General features: G+C 60.2%; 17 protein-coding genes and 2 pseudogenes. 16 read left to right on the top strand and 3 right to left on the bottom strand.

Translation table 11 applies throughout. The features are described from left to right. Positions 1-80 precede the first annotated feature (80 nt). From AC1M7R_RS22195 to ybiA, 12 genes and pseudogenes are all read left to right on the top strand, one after another. The gene (locus AC1M7R_RS22195) at positions 81-923 is read left to right on the top strand and encodes a polysaccharide deacetylase family protein (RefSeq protein WP_076407166.1); all 843 of its coding nucleotides are present in this window, start codon (positions 81-83) and stop codon (positions 921-923) included. Next, positions 916-1797: a polysaccharide deacetylase family protein gene (locus AC1M7R_RS22190; RefSeq protein WP_076407167.1), complete on the top strand. Its 882-nt coding sequence runs from the start codon at positions 916-918 to the stop codon at positions 1795-1797. The genes AC1M7R_RS22195 and AC1M7R_RS22190 overlap by 8 nt, the downstream gene beginning before the upstream one ends. Continuing rightward, positions 1797-3146 carry an MmgE/PrpD family protein gene (locus tag AC1M7R_RS22185; RefSeq protein WP_072394576.1) on the top strand — a complete coding sequence of 450 codons (1350 nt, stop codon included), beginning with the start codon at positions 1797-1799 and terminating at the stop codon, positions 3144-3146. The genes AC1M7R_RS22190 and AC1M7R_RS22185 overlap by 1 nt, the downstream gene beginning before the upstream one ends. A 69-nt stretch (positions 3147-3215) precedes the next feature. Then, positions 3216-4394: an MFS transporter gene (locus AC1M7R_RS22180; RefSeq protein WP_072394573.1), complete on the top strand. Its 1179-nt coding sequence runs from the start codon at positions 3216-3218 to the stop codon at positions 4392-4394. A 315-nt stretch (positions 4395-4709) separates the two neighbouring features. Beyond that, complete coding sequence (locus AC1M7R_RS22175) at positions 4710-5561, top strand: sugar phosphate isomerase/epimerase family protein (protein WP_072394570.1); 852 nt, start codon at positions 4710-4712, stop codon at positions 5559-5561. 13 nt (positions 5562-5574) lie between these two features. Continuing rightward, complete coding sequence (locus AC1M7R_RS22170) at positions 5575-6627, top strand: isopenicillin N synthase family dioxygenase (RefSeq protein ID WP_490609922.1); 1053 nt, start codon at positions 5575-5577, stop codon at positions 6625-6627. 74 nt (positions 6628-6701) lie between these two features. Further along, positions 6702-7505, top strand: coding sequence for an ABC transporter substrate-binding protein (locus AC1M7R_RS22165; protein WP_072430573.1), 804 nt, complete (start codon positions 6702-6704; stop codon positions 7503-7505). 106 nt (positions 7506-7611) lie between these two features. Beyond that, positions 7612-9120, top strand: a complete 1509-nt coding sequence (locus tag AC1M7R_RS22160; RefSeq protein ID WP_072394565.1) for an amino acid ABC transporter permease/ATP-binding protein — start codon at positions 7612-7614, stop codon at positions 9118-9120. Between the two features lie 346 nt (positions 9121-9466). After that, positions 9467-9976: pseudogene (locus tag AC1M7R_RS22155) on the top strand (aldo/keto reductase); the annotation flags it as partial. 282 nt (positions 9977-10258) lie between these two features. Then, a complete protein-coding gene (locus AC1M7R_RS22150; protein ID WP_490609921.1) occupies positions 10259-11014 on the top strand; it encodes a hypothetical protein in 756 nt (251 codons plus the stop codon). Positions 11015-11214: 200 nt separating this feature from the next. Further along, on the top strand, positions 11215-12846 hold the full coding sequence (locus AC1M7R_RS22145; protein ID WP_490609920.1) for a thiamine pyrophosphate-binding protein: 1632 nt from the start codon (positions 11215-11217) through the stop codon (positions 12844-12846). A 393-nt stretch (positions 12847-13239) separates the two neighbouring features. Continuing rightward, a pseudogene (gene ybiA / locus AC1M7R_RS22140) lies at positions 13240-13802 on the top strand (riboflavin biosynthesis intermediates N-glycosidase). A 279-nt stretch (positions 13803-14081) separates the two neighbouring features. Here the strand turns inward: ybiA and AC1M7R_RS22135 are convergent. Further along, positions 14082-14435: a hypothetical protein gene (locus AC1M7R_RS22135; protein WP_072458461.1), complete on the bottom strand. Its 354-nt coding sequence runs from the start codon at positions 14433-14435 to the stop codon at positions 14082-14084. 342 nt (positions 14436-14777) lie between these two features. On the opposite strand from AC1M7R_RS22135, the gene AC1M7R_RS22130 reads away from it, so the two are divergent. Continuing rightward, a complete protein-coding gene (locus AC1M7R_RS22130) occupies positions 14778-15077 on the top strand; it encodes a hypothetical protein (RefSeq protein WP_072394550.1) in 300 nt (99 codons plus the stop codon). Between the two features lie 99 nt (positions 15078-15176). Here the strand turns inward: AC1M7R_RS22130 and AC1M7R_RS22125 are convergent, their stop codons facing one another. Both AC1M7R_RS22125 and AC1M7R_RS22120 read right to left on the bottom strand, forming a co-directional pair. Beyond that, positions 15177-16091: a LysR family transcriptional regulator gene (locus AC1M7R_RS22125; RefSeq protein WP_072394547.1), complete on the bottom strand. Its 915-nt coding sequence runs from the start codon at positions 16089-16091 to the stop codon at positions 15177-15179. 100 nt (positions 16092-16191) lie between these two features. After that, entirely contained in the window at positions 16192-17391 is a 1200-nt protein-coding gene (locus AC1M7R_RS22120) for an MFS transporter (RefSeq protein WP_490609919.1), read from the bottom strand. A 296-nt stretch (positions 17392-17687) separates the two neighbouring features. Between AC1M7R_RS22120 and AC1M7R_RS22115 the strand changes: the two genes are divergently transcribed. The 3 genes from AC1M7R_RS22115 to AC1M7R_RS22105 are packed head-to-tail and all read left to right on the top strand — an operon-like array spanning position 17688 to position 21672. Continuing rightward, positions 17688-18968 (top strand): c-type cytochrome, encoded by a 1281-nt coding sequence (locus AC1M7R_RS22115; RefSeq protein ID WP_371264368.1) that lies wholly within the window; start codon positions 17688-17690, stop codon positions 18966-18968. After that, the gene (locus tag AC1M7R_RS22110) at positions 18965-19438 is read left to right on the top strand and encodes a (2Fe-2S)-binding protein (RefSeq protein WP_072394541.1); all 474 of its coding nucleotides are present in this window, start codon (positions 18965-18967) and stop codon (positions 19436-19438) included. Before AC1M7R_RS22115 ends, AC1M7R_RS22110 begins: the two co-directional genes overlap by 4 nt. Continuing rightward, entirely contained in the window at positions 19435-21672 is a 2238-nt protein-coding gene (locus tag AC1M7R_RS22105; RefSeq protein WP_072430473.1) for a xanthine dehydrogenase family protein molybdopterin-binding subunit, read from the top strand. The genes AC1M7R_RS22110 and AC1M7R_RS22105 overlap by 4 nt, the downstream gene beginning before the upstream one ends. Positions 21673-21748 lie beyond the last annotated feature (76 nt).

Below are 21748 nucleotides of genomic sequence, written 5' to 3'. Positions count from 1 at the left end.
TGTTGCTTCACTCGACGCCATCGCGAGCAAGCCCCGCCACAAAGGGTCTGGTGTCTACGAATAAAGATGGAGCACTACCGATGCCCTCCTCACCCACCTGGCCCGCGCCGCACAAGGCTTGCCTGGCCCTGGCCTTCGACCTCGATGGCCCGACCGGTGATGCCATGCTCAACGGCTCGATCTGGCGTAAGCCCGAGTACTTCGGGTTCGGCGGCTATGGCCCTTACCGTGCACTACCGCGCCTGCTCGATGTGCTCGACGAATTCCGGATCCCGACGACATTCTTCGTCCCCGCCTGGGTCGTGGAGAACTGGCCGAGACAATGCCAGGCGATTGTCGAGCGTGGGCATGAGGTGGCTTATCACGGCTACAAACACGAATCCTTTTATGCCCTGACACTGGATCGGCAAAAGGAAGTCATGCAGATCTGCCGCGAGGTGTTCTGGAAACACCTGCACATCCGCGCAGAAGGCTTCCGCACGCCGTCCGGCGACTGGCGCGCCGAGACCCCGGCCATGCTGGTGGAAGCCGGGGTGATCTATTCCAGCAGCATGCGCGGCGACGACCGACCGTACCTGATGGAGGTAGCGGGTTTCGATACGCCGCTGGTGGAAATTCCAGGCCGATGGGAAATGGACGATTACGCGTCCCTCGCCTACACCCGCGCGCCGAACTTTCCTTCCGGGTTGGACCGTACGGCCAGTTACGCGCTGACCCTGGACAACTGGTGCCGCGAATATGACGGCGCGATGGACGAAGGGTTGTGCCTGACCACCCTCTTGCACCCGAAAATCATCGGTAAGCCGGGACGCCTCCTGCTGCTGGAAAAGCTTTTCGAACACATGCGTCGGCGCGATGACGTGTGGTTCGCCACCTGCCGCGACGTCGCCCACTTCTGGTTGAAGGAGCACCGCCATGGCTGATTCCATCTGGCCGGAAGGCTATCGCTGCGCTGTGGTACTGACCGTCGATTACAACGACATCCATGGCATCCTCACACAAGCCCCGGAAGTGGCCGGGCGTGACAAGACCTTATCGGTATGGCGCTACGGTACCCAACGCGGCGTGGCGCGCTTGCTCGGCCTGTTCAAGGAACTCGGGGTCTGCAGCAGTTGGTTCGTCCCCGGCATCATGGCCGAGGAAAACCCAGCGCTCATCCAGACGATCCAGGACGACGGTCATGAGATCGCCTGCGCCGGCTACCGTCATCAGGATTACGATGCGCTAGACCTGGACGCCCAGGGCGCCGATGTCGTCAGGGGCTGCGAGACCCTGGCCAGGCTGACCGGCAAGCGCCCGGTCGGCTTTCGAATCCCGGCAGGCAATGGTGCGCCGGGATTCATCGGCGCATTGAAGGACCAAGGCATCCGCTGGTCCTCGTCGTGGCGCGGCGACGACTTGCCATTCGCTCACCCGACTGCGCCCGGTGTCATTGAAGTGCCGCTGCATTATGAGCTGGAAGACGAGCCTTACTTCGCCTTCAACTTGAGCCCGGCGGTGCCACCGGGACAATCACGGATCGCCTCCTACAGCCACACCCTGGGCAACCTGCAAATGGATTTCGCCGGGTTTCACCGTTTTGGCCTGTGCTATGTACTTCGCCTGCACCCGGAAATCATCGCCACGCCGGGACGGATAGGCGTGTTGCGCGAGTTGATCGAGGGCATTCAACGGCACGACGACGTGTGGATCGCCACCGGCGCCGAGGTCGCGCAATGGTGGGCAAACAGCGCAGCGCCGGCGGCCGAGGATCATCCCGCCTCGGTATACGAGCGCCATTACCGGGATTACGTCTGATGAGCGAACGTTTGCAACGGTTGGCGCAATTCTGTGTCGATCTGCGGTTTGAAGATCTCTCGCCTGGGTTGATAGCCCAAACCAAGCGACACATTGTCGATACGTTCGGCGCAACCCTGGTCGGCGCCGAGAGTGAGATCGCCAAACAGGCACATAAAGTATTCGCCGGTGACGCGGGCGAGGTTCCGGTTTGGGGAACCGCTCTGCAGGTCGGCGCGGGCCCGGCGGCGATGTTGAACGGCATCGCCGCCCATGCGCTGGAGCTGGACGATACCGGTGGTTGCGATCACTCCGGGGCCGTCGTGCTGCCAGCGGCGATGGCGGCGGTTTCGCTGCGCGCACGGCCCGTGAGTGGTCGTGAATTCATCAGCGCCGTCGTGATCGGTTATGAGGTTGGCCGTCGAGTCCTCGAAGCCTGCGGCGGCTATAGTGCCCACAATGGCGCCGGCTGGCACTCCACCGCGACCTGCGGGGTGTTCGGCGCAGCCGCCGCCAGTGCGCGCATCCTGGGTCTGGATACCCGGCAAACCCTGGCCGCACTGGGCATTGCCGGCAGCTTCAGCGGTGGCCTGTGGGCCTTCATTCACGATGGCTCGCACAGCAAGAAACTGCACAGCGGGCGCGCCGCAGAAGGGGGTCTGCTGGCTGCGCGGTTCACCCAACAAGGCATCAGCGGGCCGACGCAGTTATTCGATGACGTCTGGGGCGGTTTTCTGAACACCCTTGCCCCAGCGACTTCAAGACCCGAAGCCCTCGATGCAGAGCTCGGCGTGAACTGGAAGCTCGCCCGCTGCTCGATCAAACCCTATGCCTCCTGTCGCGGCACCCATTCGGCCATCGACGCCCTCGGCCAGCTGTTGGAGCAGTTGAAGGTATCCGTTGACCAGGTCGAAAACCTGCACGTCGGGTTGAGCGGTTTTCTTCACGGCATGTGTGGCGGCCGGGATATCGCCCACCTCGCGGCCGCACAAATGAGCCTGCCGTATGCCCTCGCCGCGCGGTTGGTGCATGGGCATTGCCAACTGCACGCTTATGACGATCGGCAACGCAACGATCCTCTGGTGACTCAGTGCATGTCGCGCATCCAGCTTGAAGTGGACCCGCGACTGGATGAGGATGGCGAGCCTGTGGTGACCCTGCGGACCGTGGACGGTCGGCAGGCAAGCCTGTGTGTGGAAGTGCCCTTGGGAGCGCCGGGCAATCCACTTGCCGATGAGGCCCTGGATGAGAAGTTCTTCAGTTTGACGACGCGGGTAATGCCCCAGGAACGGGCTGCGGAACTACTGAAGCAACTGCGACGCATGGAAGACCTGGAATCGATACGTACGCTGGAACGGTGGCTGGGGTGATCAGGGTATCGACGGCTCGGGCGTCATCGCGGTGCACGCCAACAATCTGAATAAGGACATTTGCACCTCGTGGCCACTTACTCCCTCGTCATTCGACGCTTGATGATCGTTTCGCTGACCATTGTGGTGAGCCGCGCCATCACCAGCCCGTTGCTTACGCTGTTTCTGAGCAACAAGCTGGGCCTCAATCAACAAGATGTCGGCTTGCTGCTGGGCATCGCGGTGTTCATCGCCACCCTGCTGGCCTTGTACGGTGGCTACATCATCGACCGCCTGGAGAAGCGCCGGCTGCTGATCCTGGCGATGCTCTCCAGCGCCGTGGGTTTCGTCCTGCTGACCTTTGCCGAAAACCTTTACCTGACTACCTTGACCGTGGTGATCACCGAGACCGCGTCAGCCCTGTTTCTGATCGGCTCCAAAGCGATCCTCAGCGAAAACCTGCCCATCGGCCAGCGCGCCAAAGCGTTTTCCCTGCGCTACACCCTGACCAACATCGGCTACGCCACCGGTCCCATGCTCGGCGTGGTGATTGCGGGGGTCTACCCGATTGCGCCATTCCTGATCGCCGCAGGCATCGCGTTCTTCAGCGTCTTTCTGATGATGGGAATCCCCAGCGATGGAACGCCGACAGCGGCCCTTGGCCCACCGCCCAGCTTTCTCAAGACGTTGAAGACCCTGAAGAACGACCGCACGCTGATCATGTTCACCTGCGGCTGCCTGCTCAGCACCGTGGTGCACGGGCGCTTCACGCTCTATCTGTCGCAATACCTGCTGGTCACTCACGACGCCAAGCGTGCACTGGAGATCATGGCCGCCCTGCTCGCCTGCAACGCAATCACGGTGATTGTGCTGCAATACCAGATCGGCCGGTTCCTCGACCGCGAGAAGCTGCGCTACTGGATCGCTGCGGGCACCAGCCTGTTCATGCTTGGCCTGATCGGATTCAGCCTGGCGGACGACATGCTGAGTTGGTGCGTGGCGATGTTCATTTTCACGCTCGGTGAAATGATCATCTACCCGGCCGAATTTCTCTTCGTCGATACCCTGGCCCCGGAAGAACTGCGCGGCAGCTACTACGGCGCCCAGAACCTGGCCGCCCTGGGCGGCGCCCTGAGCCCGGTGATCTGCGGGTACCTGCTGATACAAACCCCGGCACCGACGATGTTCTATGCCTTGAGCGCCTTGACTGCGATGGGCGGGCTGCTGTGTTTCATGAGCGGGCGTCGGGTAGCGGCCGTGCAGAAGTGATTCATGGAACGGCATTCTTGCTGTAAGACGGCTCGGCGGCGTGAGCAACGCCAGGTTCCGGAACATCGGATCCATGACTGACGATCAGGGCAGCGACCAGTGATCAATAGTTTAGAAATCTCTGAACTATCTTTTTGCGCTTCCCTATTTTTTCCGTCAACCGCCCCTCCCTACTATTGACCGCAACAAAGGAGCCTTCCATAGAGATCCGGCCCGAAGATTGCCTTTCCTGATTGTCACTGCCGTTCGTTGTGCGTTTCGGTTAGCCGCAACGTCGCCGTGTCAATCATGCGAAGGAACCTTTGGAGCAGATCGATGAAGTTGGAAATATTCCGAACGTTGTGGGGCTACACAGCGAGCAAGGCACAAGCGCTCGACGAGTTGCTTGAAGCAGGGTTCGATGGCATGGAAGCCCGCCTGCCCATGACCGCCAGCGAACGTGCCGAGTTCGCAGCCTTTCTACGCATCAACAAAGTCAGTTATATCAGCACCGTCTTCAGCGCCTACGACGTTCTGCCGGAGCAGTCGGCAACTCCCGACGAACACCTTCTGGACCTCGACAAGAAACTCGGTTGGGCGGCTGAGTTGGCACCGCGCTTCATCAATCTGCTGGCTGGCAACGATCGCTGGCCCCTGGCACAGCAAGTCGACTTCTTTGGCCGCGCGATGGACCTCGCGCGCAAGCATGGCCAGGTGTGCGCCTTCGAAACCCATCGCGCTCGCTCGTTATTCAATCCCTGGGTCACCCTCGAGTTGATTCGTCAACTGCCGGACCTGCGCTTCACCAGCGACATCAGTCATTGGGTCGTCACCTGCGAGCGCCTGCTCAACGATCCGGAAGACGATCTCAGCACCTTCGTCGAACGCGTTCACCATATTCAAGCCCGAGTCGGATACGACCAGGGACCGCAAGTGCCCCACCCCGCCGCCCCCGAGTACAGCCAAGCGCTTGCCTTCCATCAACAACATTGGGAGGCCATCTGGCGATCCCAGGAAAAACGCGGGTATCAGGTCAGCACGCTGACACCGGAGTTCGGCGCCGACGGCTACCTGCATCACCTGCCCTTCACCAACGTGCCGGTGGCTGATCTGTGGTCGCTGAACGTGTGGATGGCAACCACCGAGCGCGAGCATTTTCGGCGTTTCGCCTGCACCTCAACCCGATAAGGAGCGCCCACTCATGCCTGACAAAACGCCCACGACCGCCAACTTCAATCGCATTCCGGTGGTGGATATCGCCGGGCTGTACAGCGACGACCTCACCCAGCGACAGGCGGTGGCCGAAGAACTGGGTAACGCCGCCCGCGCAGTCGGTTTCCTGTACATCAAGAACCACGGCATCGAGTCGTCACTGATCGACGGCTTGCGTCAAGCGGCGAAGAACCTGTTTGCCCAATCGCTTGAATACAAAATGCAGCATTACATCGGCACTTCACGCAGCCACAAGGGTTTTGTGCCTGAAGGTGAAGAGGTCTATGCCAAAGGCAAACCCGATCACAAGGAAGCTTTCGATATCGGTTTCGAAGTGAGCGAAGACGATCCGCTGGTGATTGCCGGCACGCCACTGATCGGGGCCAACGAATGGCCGGACCTGCCGGGTTTCCGCCCCGCCGTCGAAGCCTACTACGCCGCGGTGTTTGCATTAGGTCGTCGCTTGTTCAAGGGCTTCGCGCTCGCTTTGGGCCTGGAGGAGGACTATTTCGAGGCAATGGTGACTCGCCCACCGTCGAAACTGCGCCTGATCCACTACCCATTTGACCTGGCGGCTCAAGACGCGCCCGGCATTGGTGCGCATACCGACTACGAATGCTTCACCATTTTGCTTGCCGACAAGCCAGGCCTCGAGGTGATGAACGATCAGGGGCAATGGATTGATGCGCCGCCCATGGACGGTACGTTTGTGGTCAACATCGGCGACATGCTGGAGGTCATGACCGCGGGCACATTCGTTGCTACGGCTCACCGAGTGCGAACCGTCAGCGAAGAGCGCTACTCGTTCCCACTCTTCTATGCCTGCGACTTCCATACGCAAATCAAGCCACTGCCGCAGTTTCTTAAAGGCGGTAAGGATTACGAGGAAATCACCATCGGTGAGCACATGTTTGGCCAAGCGTTGCAAACCTATCAATACCTGCGCCGCAAAGTCGAACGCGGCGAACTCAAACTGTATGAGCGCGCACGCAAGCCTTCGAGCTTCGGTCACTTGAAGAACCAGACGCAGGAAGCGTCCTGATGCCCCCGACCGTTCCAAGACAACCCTGTTTCAAACCAGTCCAATCCTACTTTTTCGACGTGGAGTCACCGATGATGCGCAATCCAATGAATATTGCTGTCCGCTTGTCCCTGCTGGCCTTCGCGATCCTCGGTGCGGCAGGAGCCCACGCAGCCACGACGGTGACACCCGGCGTCCTCAAGGTCGGCATGGAAATCACCTATCCGCCCTTCGAATCTTACGACGAACAAAAGAATGTCGTCGGCTCCGACCCCGAACTGGCGCGATTACTCGCCAAACATCTGGACCTCAAGGCCGACTTCGTTGACACCAAATTTCCCAACCTGCTTCTGAGCCTGAACGCCGGTCACTATGACGCGATCATCTCGGGCATGTACATCACCCCCCAACGGCAGACTCAGGCGCAAACCATCCCATACGCCAAGACCGGCGCAGCGATCATGGTGCTCAAGGACAGCCCGCTGAAACCGAAAGTACCGCAAGACCTCTGCGGCCTGAAAGTCGGCCTGGAAAAAGGCACCACTTGGGTCACGCAATTCAACAAACTCTCGACCGATTACTGCGTCCCGAATAACAAGGGCGCGGTCATGGTCAGCGAATTCCCGTCCGCCCCTGAAGTGACCCAGGCGCTGCTCTCCGGCAACGTGCAGGCTCAGGTGGAGATCGACGGCGCCGCCGGCATGATCGCAGAACGCACCAAAGGCCGGGTTGTGATCAGCACCGATCACTCGATCTATCAACAGACGCTGGGGATCTACGTCAAAAAGGACAACGACGCGCTCTATCAGGCGCTGCTCAAGGCTTTTGACGCGACGAAAGCGTCGGGTGAATACGCCGCCCTGTTGAAGAAATACAACCTGGAAGAACCGACTAACTGACTCAATGCAGCCCTGTGGGAGCGAGGCCGCTCCCACAGTCGGCGGCGTTCGCTTGACTGCCCGGCATAGGTGAAGCCTCCGTCGACGCCAGCAGTTGGAGGTACACATGCAATTTGAATGGCCCTACTTCTTTTCTCTGTTTTCGGTCTCGGACTTCTGGAAAGCCTGCATTACGGTGGTGGAACTCAGCACGCTGGCCTGGTTCATCGGCATGCTGCTGGGCTTCCTGCTGGCGTCGGCCAAGCTTTCGGCCACGCGTTGGATCAGCGTGCCGGCGTCGGTTTATATCTGGTTCTTTCGCAGCGTGCCGCTGCTCGTACTGGTGGTGTTCGTCTATAACCTGCCGCAGATGTTCCCGGTCACCCGTGGCGTACTGTCCAACCCGTTCTATTCCGGCCTGTTCGCGCTGGTGGTGACCGAGGCGGCGTACATGGCGGAAATTCATCGGGGCGGCTTGATATCCGTTGCCAAAGGCCAGAAAGAAGCCGGCCGTGCACTGGGCATCGGCCTGATCGGTCTGCAGCGCCTGATCGTGATCCCGCAGGCGTTCCGCATTTCCCTGCCGACCCTGATCAATGAATACATCACAGTGGTGAAGCTGACCTCGCTGGTCTCGGTGATTTCCTTGACCGAACTGTTGACCGTGGGCCAGCGCCTTTACGCGCAAAACTTCCTGGTCATGGAAACCCTGTCGGCTGTGGCGGTGTATTACGTGCTGATCGTGACCGTGCTCGGCTGGCTGTTTCATTGGCTGGAGCAACACCTGGAGCTCAACAACCGCAAACCACAGACGCTGGATGACATCAGCCTGCGGCGTCTTCGCGCGGTACGGGCGGTGACCTCTCCGGCAGACGCTCGTACAGCGCCAGGGCCTGGTTCGGCACCCGCCCTGCAGCTGGTTGACATTCACAAGCGCTACGGCCAGCACGTCGTGCTCAAGGGCATCAACCTTGATGTCAACGTGGGCCAGGTGATCTCCATTATCGGTCCGTCGGGATCGGGGAAAACCTCACTGATTCGGACCATCAACGCCTTGGAAAACATCGACCAGGGCGAGATCATTCTATTCGGCGAAAGCTATATCAACGCCGGTGACAACACCAACACGCACCCAGTACGCCGTGGGATACAGCGCATCGGCATGGTGTTCCAGAGCTTCAACCTGTTTCCCCATCGCACCATTCTCGACAATGTCACCCTCGCCCCGCGTTATCACGGCCGCGACAAGTCCATCAGCGAGCAGCGCGCCTACGCTCTGCTGGACAAAGTAGGGTTGCTGGCTCACGCGCAAAAGTATCCGCATCAGTTGTCAGGCGGTCAGCAACAACGGGTGGCAATCGCCCGCGCATTGGCGATGGATCCCCACATCATGCTGTTCGATGAACCTACTTCAGCCCTTGACCCGGAACTGGTCGGCGATGTGCTCAAGGTGATCAGCGACCTGGCAAAAGAAGGCATGACCATGTTGATCGTGACCCATGAAATGGACTTCGCCATGTCAATTTCCGACAGGGTGGTTTTCATGGAGGACGGCCTGGTCAAACTGGATGCGGAGCCTGGGATGATCCGAGCTGACCAGTGCGGCGAGAGAATCAGGAAATTCATGAGGGTTTGAACTCGGTGTGATTGGCTCCTGGCACTCGAGATGGAAAATTCGTCAAGCACGCCGATTCCCACCCACGTTATGCGTTGCGAAGCTGCTGGCGAGTCATTCTGATGAGGACTCATCCGGATCTCGGATCATTGGCCCCGATGGCAAACCGTATGCGCACGCGACAACCACCTGCCTGATCTTCGATCATCCCGCAATCACACAGGGGACCTCTCATGGCCAAGACCGAGACCGATCCTGGCCCACTCGTTATCCGCGTAAAACTGCGACGCCAAGGCCTTTGCGCCGACACTGTCTGACAATATCGCTGCGACTTGATCAATGGTGAACCATGAAATATGCATCCTTCAGAACCGATCGCATCGATCTCTATTGGTCACATTGGCCGGATAATGTCACGCCTGGCGAGGAAATTGTCCGTGGGTTCGAGGCTGATCTGTTCCCGGCTTCGCATGCGTTGGGATTGGGTATCGTCACTTGGTCGCCACTCGGCGCAGGCATGCTGACCGGTAAGTACCGCAAGGGCGAGAAAGGACGCGCCGAGGGCCTCGGTGGCAAGGTGTTCCAGGCAGAGAATAGCGAGCAGCGCACACAGGTCCTCGACACGGTGATCGCCATCGCCAACGAACTGGGCGTCAGCCCCGGTCAGATCGCCATCGCCTGGTCCGGCACGCACGGGTCGTTGCCCATCATCGGCCCGCGCTCGGTTGAGCAGTTGGCCGACAACCTCGCAGCCCTGTCGGTTGAACTGTCAGCCGAGCAGATTCATCGGCTCGACACCGTTAGCAGTTTGTCTGCTTCGATGCCAGCAAGGACAGCGGCCCCTTGGGCTCGCGCAGCAGCGCAGATCGTGGCTTGAACGTGGGTGGGTGATGCAAGCCGACGACAAGAAAGCCAGACTCAACTGTATGCATCACCTGCCCTGCCCCCCTTATCGCCTGACATGTTCCTGTCAGCCTCCCGTCACCCTGACGTCAGATCGTTGCGCCTAAAGTAATGCCAGGATTGCTCCTGCGGCGCCATCGTGAACCTGCGGGAGCGAGCCTGCCCGCTCCCGCTGGAACCTGGCTTAACCAGAGATTCCGCCCCCTTGGTTGCTTTTTGCCGGAGCTCTTGTCATCAGCCGGAAGGAGAAACGCAAATGAACCACCCTGACGGGCACGACAGCGCACTTGATCAATTCATCTGGCCATCGCCAGACGGTATCCTGGACCGGAAGGACCTGTTGCTTCGCCTGCGCGCCGAACAGCGGTTCATGGCCGCACAGGACCCTGCATGCAGGCTCGATCAACAAGACTACCTGCTTTCCCTGATCGATTCGGTATCAGCACGGGCCGACGGTGCCGCGCAACGCTCAGGTTTCGATGCCAGGCGAATGCGTAGCGTCATCACCGAAGCGGCCATGAGAAGCCATTGGGGCAAGCCCTCAGGCGGTCGCCGAACCCAGGGCATCGCCGCACATTACGATGCGCAGACTTGCATGGCCGCGGTACTCGATGTCGAGCTGAGCGACGAGGGGCGCTTGATTGTGCATGACACGGTGTTTGTCGCTGACCTGGGCACTGTAGAAAAACCCGGTCGCCTACGCGCCCAGCTGGAAGGCGCATGCATGATGGGGGTCGCACTCGTGGCATCTTCTGAATTTGGTGTGACGGCGGCGGATCTGTGCCCGACGATCGCCCAACGCTCCCGCTGGCCACTCGTCTCATGGCTGCCAGGGCACATCGCGGTACATTTGATCAACCCAACGGGTGCGCTCCAGGCCTGCCAGCCCAGCCAGCTGAGCTATGTCCCCATCGTCCGGGCCTTGTGCGATGCGATTCGCAAAGCCTCGGACAAGCGTACCAGCGATTTTCCGCTCAAAAGCCAATCGCTCGAAAGAATGGGCGGACGTTAAGTCACTGACGGGCTTCAAATCAAACCCGGCGCCAGGGCTTTCAGCGTCGCCGCCACACCAGTGGTGCACTGCCATTTGGCAATCCGATAGCCACGAAAGCAGGGTAGATTATCTCTTCCAGACAAGTGAGGTTGCGCGCCATGCCTTCAACTCCCTGTGTCCCGTCCAGCCTCCGTGGGCAACGCGGCGCGAACCTGTTCGTGGAAGTACTGCGCAGCGAAGGCGTCCGCCATGTCTTCGGCAATCCGGGAACAACGGAGCTGCCTTTGCTCGATGCGCTCTCGGGCGTCTCCGATATTCACTACGTGCTCGGCCTCCAGGAGGCCTCGGTCGTGGCGATGGCCGACGGTTATGCCCAGGCATCCGGCCGCCCCGGTTTCGTCAACCTCCATACAGCAGGAGGCCTTGGCAATGCGATGGGCGCCATCCTGAACGCGAAGATGGCGAACACGCCGCTGGTGATCACCGCGGGCCAACAGGATACCCGCCATGGCGTGACCGACCCGCTGCTTCATGGTGATCTGGTCAGCCTGGCCCGACCGAGCGTCAAATGGGCGGAGGAAATCCAGCACCCCGAGCATATCCCGATGCTGCTGCGTCGCGCTCTTCAGGACTGCCGCACGGGGCCGACCGGCCCGGTTTTCCTTTCGCTGCCGATCAACGTGATGGAGCAGCACACCGATGCCGATGCTGGCCAGCCGTCGCGAATCGAACGAGGAGCGGTGACCGCGGCGATTGACCCGTTGGCTGAGGCCTTAGCGACGGTTGCTCCGGGCCGTCTGGCGATTATCGTCGGGGAGGAGGTCTCCCAGTCGAATGCGCAAGTGGAAGTGGTGAGACTCGCCGAAGCACTCGGCGCGCCAGTCTTCGGGCCATCCTGGCCCGGGCATATCCCCTTCCCCACCGCTCATCCTCAATGGCGCGGAGCCTTGTCGCCCAAAGCTGCCGATATCCGCGAAACGTTCGCTGACTTCGATGCGGTCTTGCTTCTCGGCGGTCATTCGCTGATCAGCTACCAATACTCGCAAGGCCCGGCGATTCCCCCTCAGTGCCGTCTCATTCAATTGACCGGCGATGGCCACCAACTGGGCAGAGTGCATGGAACGACACTGGGATTGATAGGCGACATAAAGCTGTCGTTGCAGTTGTTGCTGCCGTTAATGGATCAGGCACTGGCCCCACACAGCCAGGCCATCGCGACGCTGCGAAATGTCGCTGCGCACGAGCGCAGTACTCGCCGAATCGCAGTGGCCGAGCGCGCGAAGCGCGAATTCAATGCGCCCGTGACCACGCCTTTCGTAGCGGCCCATGAAGCTGTCCGGGCAATCGGCCCTGATGTGTGGATCGTCGACGAAGCGCCGGTCACCATCGCTCATGTGCGTGCTTGCCTGGATTCGCATTCGGCCCGCCAGTACCTGTTTACACGCAGCGCCATCCTTGGATGGGGCATGCCGGCGGCTGTCGGTACATCCCTTGGCCTGGACCGGACCCCGGTGGTCTGCCTGGTCGGCGATGGCTCGGCGATGTACTCCCCCCAAGCGCTTTGGACAGCGGCACACGAGCGTTTGCCCGTCACCTTTGTGGTCATGAACAATGGCGAATACAACATCCTAAAAAACTACGCGCGTAACCAGGCGCACTACCGAAGTGCCGGTACGAACCAGTTCATCGGCATGGACATCCGGGACCCCGCCATCGACTTCCAGGCCCTCGCCTCCTCCCTGGGGGTCGCTTCGCGCAGGGTCGAGCGCGCCGGCGATATCGCTGAAGCGGTCGAGGATGGCATTCGCTCAGGCCGTCCCAACCTCATCGAATTGCCGATCATGGCTTGAAGCTAACGGCCGTTCACCTTTGGCGCGGCCCCATGAAAACTGCAGCCCTGCATCAGCGACCGCGATCGACATCATGGATGTTGAGCTTGCACCGGGCCTTCGCAGCTATCACCTTATCTATTCACGCCAGCCTTCCTCATGGGACGATCAAAAGCCCACGCCCTATCGTGTTCGGATAACCGTCAGCGTGTCCGTATGAATCGGGCCTTGTATTCCTTCGAAAACTGCTCACAAGCCTTGCCAAGCTCATCTGAGCTTTCATCGGTTGATCTTGATCAGGTTGAAGAGGTGCAATTATTCCCAATCTGTAGACGTTCGATCCACCAAGCTTCGTGGTTGCCTTGGTCAGCACAATAGCTGTAGCTTTGATCTTCAATAAGCGAGGATATGTCATTGGACGACTCTGAACATCTGAAACAACTGTGCGCTCGTTTCAACTCTGGAGAATGTCTGAGCTTTACGTTTTTCTGGGGGCACCAGCGTAGTAAAACTGGCGTCACGGCTTCGTGCTTCAGCCAATGGTTCGAGGCCGGGTTCATTGTCGACGGGCAACATTACCCGACAGCCGAACACTACATGATGGCCGAGAAAGCGGCCTTGTTCGACGATCAGGATATTCGTGCGCAGGTGCTCCAAACGCCTACTCCAAATGCCGCCAAAGCGCTTGGCCGCAACGTGCGCGGGTTCAATGATAAGGTTTGGCTGCAACACCGATACGACATCGTCGTTCGAGCGAACCAGGCCAAGTTCTCCCAGAATCCGCAGTTGAACGATTTTCTTCTACAAACCGGTTCGCGGGTTATTGTCGAAGCAGCCCGGTTGATAACATCTGGGGTATAGGGCTCGCACAGGACAGCGCGGATGCGAACAATCCGAATCTGTGGAAAGGCTTGAATCTGCTGGGATTTGCGCTGATGCAGGTGCGGGACGGGACTGATATGCCTGCTCCAAGGTAGTGTCCTGACCTTGCTCACGAAAAGCGCAAAAGCCTTGGCGAACGACAGGGCTTATTGCATGCGACCTTATCAAGAAAGCGCGTCAACCAACAGAAGCTGAGTCGCCCGAATTTTTGTCGACACCTTCAGGCGGCTGCTTCTGGCCGTTTTCTGCCTGTCGCCACCGGCAGAAATCGGCCAGAAGCGGTCATTCTGATTCATCTAGAAAATCAGAGGCGATTCAGGCCGAGCTGTACCCGTCCTTTAACTACCTGCCCAGAAGTTCGCTTGAGGTAAGGACTAAATCGTGTTGCTGCCCTCAACGAATGTGCCGCCGACGTGCAACTGCTCAATGATTCTGAAGGCCAAGAGGCCATAGACTACTTCAGGTTTGGTGTCATTTCGGACGTACCGGATGTGCGTTACGACATGTGCGGTGCCGAAGCGTCGATTCGCCTCCGATGTTCCTTCGAGTACGCTTGCAACGATATCGGCCTCAATCAATGGCTCGTGATTACATGCCCCCTGCGGCGGTAGACACTCGCAGATCGGCTCATGCTGCTCACCAACTTCTAGGCGCAGTTGCAGGAGATTATGCCGAGGCCCGGTAATACGTGAAGCGGCAAGGTACTCTCCGAGGCGGACGAAATGCATGTAATTTGCCTCTACTGTTTGGTTAAAGGATGCACTCTAGCCCTTCTTGAGGGACTCAATCAGGCCTGTCGAATAGAGCTGAATCGGTCCTTCTTCTGTAGACGCTTTCAAAGGACCGCTCCTTGGCGGAATTCTGCCTGTAAGGCAGCAGCCGACCATAGCGGTCTGTTGGCAATGAAAGGGACCGGCAATGAAGGGGCCAGATTTATTTACTGGAAATACTGTCCACTTTTTTATGAGGTTCGCCACTCCTTGGCTTGGCGCGGTTGAACCGCCGACGTTGGGAACACCCGCTGTGCCTGTAAGTCTACCTGTAACCAATCATTGGTAAGGTACAGCGCAATGGATAAGACAATTACCGTGGATCAACTGGCGACCACTGACCTCAGATCAATCAACGAGATATGGCTCGGCGGGACTCATACCCAGCTATGCCTCTGGCGTGGCGCACAAGTCTTCACCCACGAAATGCTCAGCGAAGGCACCCACGATCAGAATGTCCAACGCCTGTGCCTGCAGTTGGTCAACCCTGACGATCAGGCCGCAGTGGCCCATGTTGAGCGGATCGCGCGCGAACGACTGACAAAGATGGGCAAGGAAGGCGAGTTTTATCCGGCTGAGGAAGCGGACACCCATCAATAGTCGCTCTGCAGCGGTGATAAAAAGAGGAATATCGGCCAGTCATTAAGGTCCTCAGTACGTCACTTGAGGATCTGGCGCTACACATCTCGGCGATATCCCTTATTGGGCCATTCGATCAGAGGCGAGAATCTCCGCAAGAAAATCGATGAACACATTGATGCGGCTGGAGCCGCGGTGATTGGGCAAATACAGCGCATTGATGCAGCTGCTCGCACTGCCCGGATTGACTTCGTAATGCTCCAGCAACCGTGTCAGTCGACCTGCGGCGACGTCATCGCGCACCAGCCAGTCGGCCAGCAGAGCCACCCCGCCGCCCGCGATTGCGGCCTCGCGCAAGATGTCGGCGTTGTTGCTTTGCAACCGGCCATGCACGTTGAGCTGAAGGGGTTGCTCGTCGCCCTGAAACGTCCAGTGATGATGCGATCCACCGTAATCGAAGCGCAGGCACTGGTGCCCCAGCAAGTCATTAGGATGCCTCAGCGCCGCGTGACGGCCCAGGTAATCCGGGCTGGCGACGACCCAGCGCTGGAAGCCCCCTACCCGTTTACTGACGATGTCCTCGCTGACCACCGACGAGCCGAGGCGCACGGACACATCGATCTGCTCGCTCAACAGGTCACCAACCTGATCGCTCAATGACACGCTGATTTCCAGTCCCGGATGACGGTCGAGCAGTCGGCCCAGATGTGGCGCGATGATTCGCCGGCCAAACTCGACGGGGACACTGATCCGCAGGCGCCCTTGCGCCTCGCTGCCGCGGTCGGCGACCACGGCATCGGCTTCATCGATGGCCTCCAGAATAGCCACGGCTTTTTCAAAATAGGCTTGCCCGGCGACGGTCACGCTGGTGTTGCGGGTCGTGCGGTTAAGCAGGCTGGCGCCCAGCTCGCTTTCCAGGCCCGCCACCTGGCGTGTCACCGAAGAGGTGGAGATTCCAAGTTTGCGCGCCGCAGAGGAATAACCGCCGCAACGCACGGTTTCAACAAACATCTTCAACGCCAGCAATTTGTCCATCAGCGGAGTCCGGTCGAAAGGGAACGGAGCTGATTGTGCATGACCGTTCGCCCGCCGTCTTGCAGGACTGCGCTTCGCCGCGCTCCTCGATGCCTGTTGGTCAGACATCTGCCTTGCGACTCATGAATATCACCAGGGCCAAGGCAGGCAGCAACGCGATCGCCACCGCAGAGAGGCTCCAGCCGAAATGCTCATAGAGCGGGCTGGCCACCAGCGATCCCAAGGCGCCGCCGACGAAGATGCTGGTCATGTACACGGCATTCAATCGAGCCCGGCTGTGCGGGTCGATGGAATACACCTCGCGTTGGCCCAACACCATGTTCAGTTGCACGGCAAAATCCAGCAGCACCGCGCACACGACAAGCCAGATGTAACCACTGCCGGGCAGCGCTGCAATCAACAAGGAGACCGGAGCCAACAGCAGCGCAACGAGTGTCCCGCGACGGCCATGACCTGCATCGGCCAAGCGTCCGGCAATGGGCGCGGCCACGGCACCGACGGCGCCTACCAGCGCAAAGATCGCGATCTGCACCTGGCTGAAACCGTGGTGGCGCATCAGCTCGATGGGCGCCAGGGTCCAGAACAGGCTGAAGCTGGCGAACAACAATCCCTGATACAACGAACGTTGGCGCAGGACCGAATGGCGCCGGGCCAGCGCAAACACCGAGCCGATCAATGCGGCATAACTCGCCCGATGCGTCGGTACGCGACGCGGCAGCGCAATGGCGGTGATCAGGGCGATAACAGCCATCAGCGCCGCCGCACTGAAGAACACACCGCGCCAGCCGAACACGTCCACCAACAGGCTCGACAGCGGACGCGACAGCAGGATGCCCAGCAACAGGCCGCTCATGATGTTGCCCACCACCCGGCCTCGTGTTGCTTCCGGAGCCAGGTGTGCGGCCAGGGGCACCAGGATCTGCACCGCTACCGATGTGAGGCCGATCAGCAGCGACAAGACGAGGAATATCGACGGCGAGTGCGTCAGCCCGGCACACAACAGGGTAACGCCCGACGCGAGGGTGAGGCCCACCACCAGGCGCCGGTTCTCCGCAAGGTCAGCCAATGGCACCAGCAGCAATAAACCCAGGGCGTAGCCCAATTGCGTCAGCGACACGATCAGGCTCGCATTGGTGCTGGACAGGCCAATTTGCGGCGCGATCAATTCGACAATCGGCTGAGCGTAATAAAGATTGGCCACGACCGCGCCGCAGCAGAACGCCAGGAACGCGACCATCAGGCCGGAAAGTGAAGCGTGTTGTTCGGCCTTGGCCGTCGCGGCGGGATTGCCCATGAACATGATGACACCTCGGTAGGTTTGGGGAAGTGATCGTCAGGCTAAGGGCAGCGGTCTGCCCGGAGAACCCATTGATCGGGCAATGAAGTGATGCGCGACACGCAACGCCAGCGGTGTTGCGGTTGGCGCAACAGGCTTTTGCGTGATCCGCTGATACTCCGGCGCATGGGCCTTCTCTACCCTTGGGCACTCGGCGCAGGACTCTCCATCGGCGCCCTTTTCCGGTTGATCAAGGAGACGTCAATGACCTCGAATCCATCCTCAATGTCCAGCGCGCGTGCCTCAGGCTTGGGATGCCCATGATCGGCATTTCCATGAGGTCCAGACCGTTTTGGATCGGCGCCGCGGTCCTGGCTTCGATAGGTGCGATCGCTGCTACCCTGCTGATGTGGCGTCCGGCGATTGCACCTATCGAGCGGCCGCGAACCTTCGATTCGGCGCAGTTGCAACGCGGCGCGCGCGTCGTCGAAGCAGGCGACTGCGCGGTATGCCACACGAGACCCGGCGGCCCTTACCTGGCAGGGGGACTGCCGCTGGTGACGCCGTTTGGCACGCTCTACAGCACGAACATCACACCCGATCCGCAGACTGGCATTGGTCAGTGGTCGCTGCCGGCGTTCGAGCGGGCGATGCGTGAAGGGATCGCCCGCGATGGGCACTTCCTGTACCCGGCCTTCCCGTACGTGCATTACCGACGCATGACGGCAGGCGATATAGAAGACGCCTATGCGTACTTGATGAGTGGCCCTGCCGTGCACGCTCCAGCCCGGCAAAACCGCATGAGCTTCCCGATGAACCTCCGGCCGCTAGTGGCGTTCTGGAATTTACTGTTCCTGCAGGGCGAGCCACTGACTCCCGTGGCGCAGCAATCCGATGCATGGAATCGCGGGCGCTACCTGGTCGAAGGCCCCGGCCACTGCGCAGGCTGTCATTCTCCGCTGAACCTGATCGGCGCCGAGACGTCCGGCGCAAGCCTGGCCGGCGGTACCGTGGATGGTTGGGAAGCGCCTTCGCTGCTGGGCATGGGCCGTCGTGCAAATGCCTGGCGCTACGATCAGTTGGTGAGCTACCTGCGAGGAGAAGTGGTGCACGGCCATGGAACTGCCGCCGGCCCGATGCGCCCGGTCAGTCTCGGCCTGGCGCGCTTGCCAGTCGGCGACGCACAGGCGATCGCCGAGTACCTGCTGAGCTTGCCCGCCAGAACGGTCACCACCGAGGTCCCAGCCGCAGATGCTAATGCCGGGGCCTCCGATCAGACCATTGGCGCCCTGCTGTTCGCCAGCGCCTGTGCCGGCTGCCATGGGCCAGCTGCACCGATGCGTGAAATCGACGAGCGTCCTTCGCTGGACCGTACGTCATCGTTGCAAGCCCCGAACCCGCGCAATTTCCTGAAAACCGTGTTCGAAGGCGTCCCGGCAACGCCGGGCATGCCGGGACCGATGATGCCGCCGTTTGCCGCCAGCCTCGACAACGATCAACTCATCGCACTCGCTTCGTACCTGCGCCGACAAGCCAGACCCGACCAACCCTGGACAGACCTTTCTTCAACCCTTGAAGCGATACGTCAGGAGACGAAATGACTCAAGTCACGCTTAACGTCAACGGCTCGGCCCGGACATTGGACCTCGAACCTGACATGCCGCTGCTCTACGCGCTGCGTAATCATCTGGGGCTCAACGGCGCCAAGTACGGGTGTGGCTTGGGGCAGTGTGGCGCCTGCACGGTCATCGTCGATGACAAGCCTGTATTTTCCTGCGTGACACCCTGCGCCGGACTTGAAGGCAAGCGGGTTCGAACGGTGGAAAGTCTTGGTACCGCCGAACAACCCGGTCCTTTGCAAAAGGCATTTATCGACAAACAGGCGGCCCAATGCGGCTATTGCATCGCCGGTATGTTGATGCGCGCGCAGTCACTGCTGGAGAGCAACCCGCAGCCGGATGAACAGACCATTCGTGAGTATATGGCCGGCAACCTGTGTCGATGCGGCACCCACTTGCGAATCATCGACGCGATCAGCCTTGCCGCCAGGCAAAACGGGAGCGCGCCATGACAGTGGTCAACGAGGTCAATCACAGCCGTCGCGCATTCTTGCGTGGGGGCGCCTTGCTGATGGCGTTTACCCTGGTACCGGTGCCGCGACGTGCGTGGGCGGACACCGAAGTCGACACGCTGGGCACGGTGGTATTGGCACCGGATCTGCCCGGCAGCCTGCGCACCAATCCCTATCTTGATGCCTGGATCCGCGTCGGTCATGAAGGCATCACCGTCTATACCGGCAAGGTTGAATTGGGCACTGGGGTCAAGACTGCCTTGCTGCAAATTGCCGCTGAACGCCTGGAGGTTTCTCCATCAGCGATCAACCTGCTCACCGCCGACACGGCGCTGACGCCCAACGAAGGTTACACCGCTGGCAGCCACAGTATTTTCGACAGCGGGACCGCGCTGTTCAACGCAGCGGCGCAGGTACGTGGGCTGCTGCTGGAGTCGGCTGGACGTAGCTGGGCGGTTGCGCCAGCACTGTTGACGACCCGGGAGGGCATCATTCACGGTCCCAACGGACAACGAATGGCCTACGCCGACGCTGTCAAAAACGTCGATCTGCACCGGTATGCACAGTCCGATTCGCCAGCACTGCCTGCGGCGCCATTCAAGTTGATCGGCCATTCGCTGCAACGGCTGGATATTCCGGCAAAAGTCAGTGGTGGCGCCGCGTTTGTCCAGGACATCCGCCTGCCGGGCATGCTGCACGCTCGGGTGATTCGCCCACCCCGCCCTGGCTGCACACTACAGGCCCTTGATGCAGCATCGATAGAGGCGCTGTCCGGGGTTGTGCAGGTGATTCGCGACGGCAATTATCTTGCGGTGGTCGCGCGGGATGAATGGCAAGCGATCAAAGCGATGCGCAGCGGATACGAAACGGCGCGCTGGAGCGGTGGCCAGGCAATCCCCGAATCCGCGGACATTCATGCATTACTCAAACGCCTTCCTTCACGCCCCTACCCGATCAGCCATGAAGGCACTGCCCAGGGTGCGACCGACAACAGCTATCAGGCCCGCGTGACCAAGCAATACCTGATGCATGGCTCCATTGGCCCGTCCTGCGCCGTGGCCTGGTTCAAGGACGGCACCCTCACCGTCTGGACCCACACCCAGGGCGTGTATCCCCTGCGGGCCGGGATCGCCGAAATGGTGCAGCTACCCCCCGAACGCGTTCGCTGTATCCACACCGAAGGGTCCGGTTGTTATGGCCATAACGGCGCGGACGATGCGGCAGCCGACGCGGCGTTGATTGCCATGCGCATACCCGGCACACCGGTCCGGGTCCAATGGATGCGCGAGCAGGAAAATCTCTGGGAGCCCTACAGCTCGGCGATGGTAACCGAAGTCAAAGCCAACCTGAACGCCCAAGGTCGGTTGCAGGACTGGAACTATGAACTGTGGACGACGCCGCACAACGAACGCATCGTCAACGCCGGCCGGCTGCTGCCGGCGCGATTGCTGGCTCGACCGTTCGCCTCCGCACCTTCGGTGCCCATCGCTCAACCTGAAGGCGATGGCGATCGCAACGCCGTGCCGCTGTACACGCTGGCCTCTACACGCATCAACATGAACTTTGTCACGCAGATGCCCTTTCGCACTTCGGCCATGCGTTCACTGGGTGCGCACATCAACATTTTTGCGATCGAAGCGTGCATGGATGAGCTTGCGTCCAGGGCCAGGGTCGATCCGATAGCCTTGCGCCTGGCTCATCTGGAAGATCCCCGGGCGCGGGCCGTGGTGGAGCGGGTTCGCGACGGAATTGGCTGGCAGCAAAAAAGCAATGAGCCTGGCGCAGGCATCGGCTTTGCCTTTGCCCGGTACAAAAACATCATGGGTTACTGCGCAATCGCGGTAAGACTGCAGGTACATCCGCTGACCGGTGAAATACAGATCGAGCATGTGGTCACGGCGGTGGACGTCGGACAGATCGTCAATCCCGATGGCCTGCGCAATCAGGTGGAGGGCGGGATCGTCCAGTCCACCAGTTGGACGCTGTATGAACAGGTCGCCTATGACGCCGGGGGTATACGCAGCTACGACTGGAGTGGTTACCCGATCCTGCGCTTTTCGCAGGTGCCCAGGAAGGTCGATGTTTATCTACTCGACCAACCGGGACAACCGTTTCTCGGCGCCGCCGAAATCGTCCAAGGTCCCATGGCCGCCGCCATCGGCAACGCCGTGGCGAACGCCACCGGCCGACGCTGGTTGAACCTGCCCCTGACCCGCTCGGAGCAGCCGTCCTGACCCGCATTGCGTTGCGTTTCACGCAATGCAGTGTTGGGCGTTCCTCGGATTATCAAGCGCCCGCCCGCCGATTAAC

Source organism: Pseudomonas sp. MS01C9, from assembly GCF_058202755.1.
The sequence above is the reverse complement of the archived record's forward strand: the minus strand, read 5'-3'. Positions and strand labels throughout refer to the sequence as shown.

Coding starts and splice junctions, on each gene's coding strand:
- AC1M7R_RS22195 (WP_076407166.1), top strand. CDS start 81: ATGCCCTCCTCACCCACCTGGCCCGCGCCGCACAAGGCTTGCCTGGCC.
- AC1M7R_RS22190 (WP_076407167.1), top strand. CDS start 916: ATGGCTGATTCCATCTGGCCGGAAGGCTATCGCTGCGCTGTGGTACTG.
- AC1M7R_RS22185 (WP_072394576.1), top strand. CDS start 1,797: ATGAGCGAACGTTTGCAACGGTTGGCGCAATTCTGTGTCGATCTGCGG.
- AC1M7R_RS22175 (WP_072394570.1), top strand. CDS start 4,710: ATGAAGTTGGAAATATTCCGAACGTTGTGGGGCTACACAGCGAGCAAG.
- AC1M7R_RS22170 (WP_490609922.1), top strand. CDS start 5,575: ATGCCTGACAAAACGCCCACGACCGCCAACTTCAATCGCATTCCGGTG.
- AC1M7R_RS22165 (WP_072430573.1), top strand. CDS start 6,702: ATGCGCAATCCAATGAATATTGCTGTCCGCTTGTCCCTGCTGGCCTTC.
- AC1M7R_RS22160 (WP_072394565.1), top strand. CDS start 7,612: ATGCAATTTGAATGGCCCTACTTCTTTTCTCTGTTTTCGGTCTCGGAC.
- AC1M7R_RS22150 (WP_490609921.1), top strand. CDS start 10,259: ATGAACCACCCTGACGGGCACGACAGCGCACTTGATCAATTCATCTGG.
- AC1M7R_RS22135 (WP_072458461.1), bottom strand. CDS start 14,435: ATGCATTTCGTCCGCCTCGGAGAGTACCTTGCCGCTTCACGTATTACC.
- AC1M7R_RS22130 (WP_072394550.1), top strand. CDS start 14,778: ATGGATAAGACAATTACCGTGGATCAACTGGCGACCACTGACCTCAGA.
- AC1M7R_RS22125 (WP_072394547.1), bottom strand. CDS start 16,091: ATGGACAAATTGCTGGCGTTGAAGATGTTTGTTGAAACCGTGCGTTGC.
- AC1M7R_RS22120 (WP_490609919.1), bottom strand. CDS start 17,391: ATGTTCATGGGCAATCCCGCCGCGACGGCCAAGGCCGAACAACACGCT.
- AC1M7R_RS22115 (WP_371264368.1), top strand. CDS start 17,688: ATGATCGGCATTTCCATGAGGTCCAGACCGTTTTGGATCGGCGCCGCG.
- AC1M7R_RS22110 (WP_072394541.1), top strand. CDS start 18,965: ATGACTCAAGTCACGCTTAACGTCAACGGCTCGGCCCGGACATTGGAC.
- AC1M7R_RS22105 (WP_072430473.1), top strand. CDS start 19,435: ATGACAGTGGTCAACGAGGTCAATCACAGCCGTCGCGCATTCTTGCGT.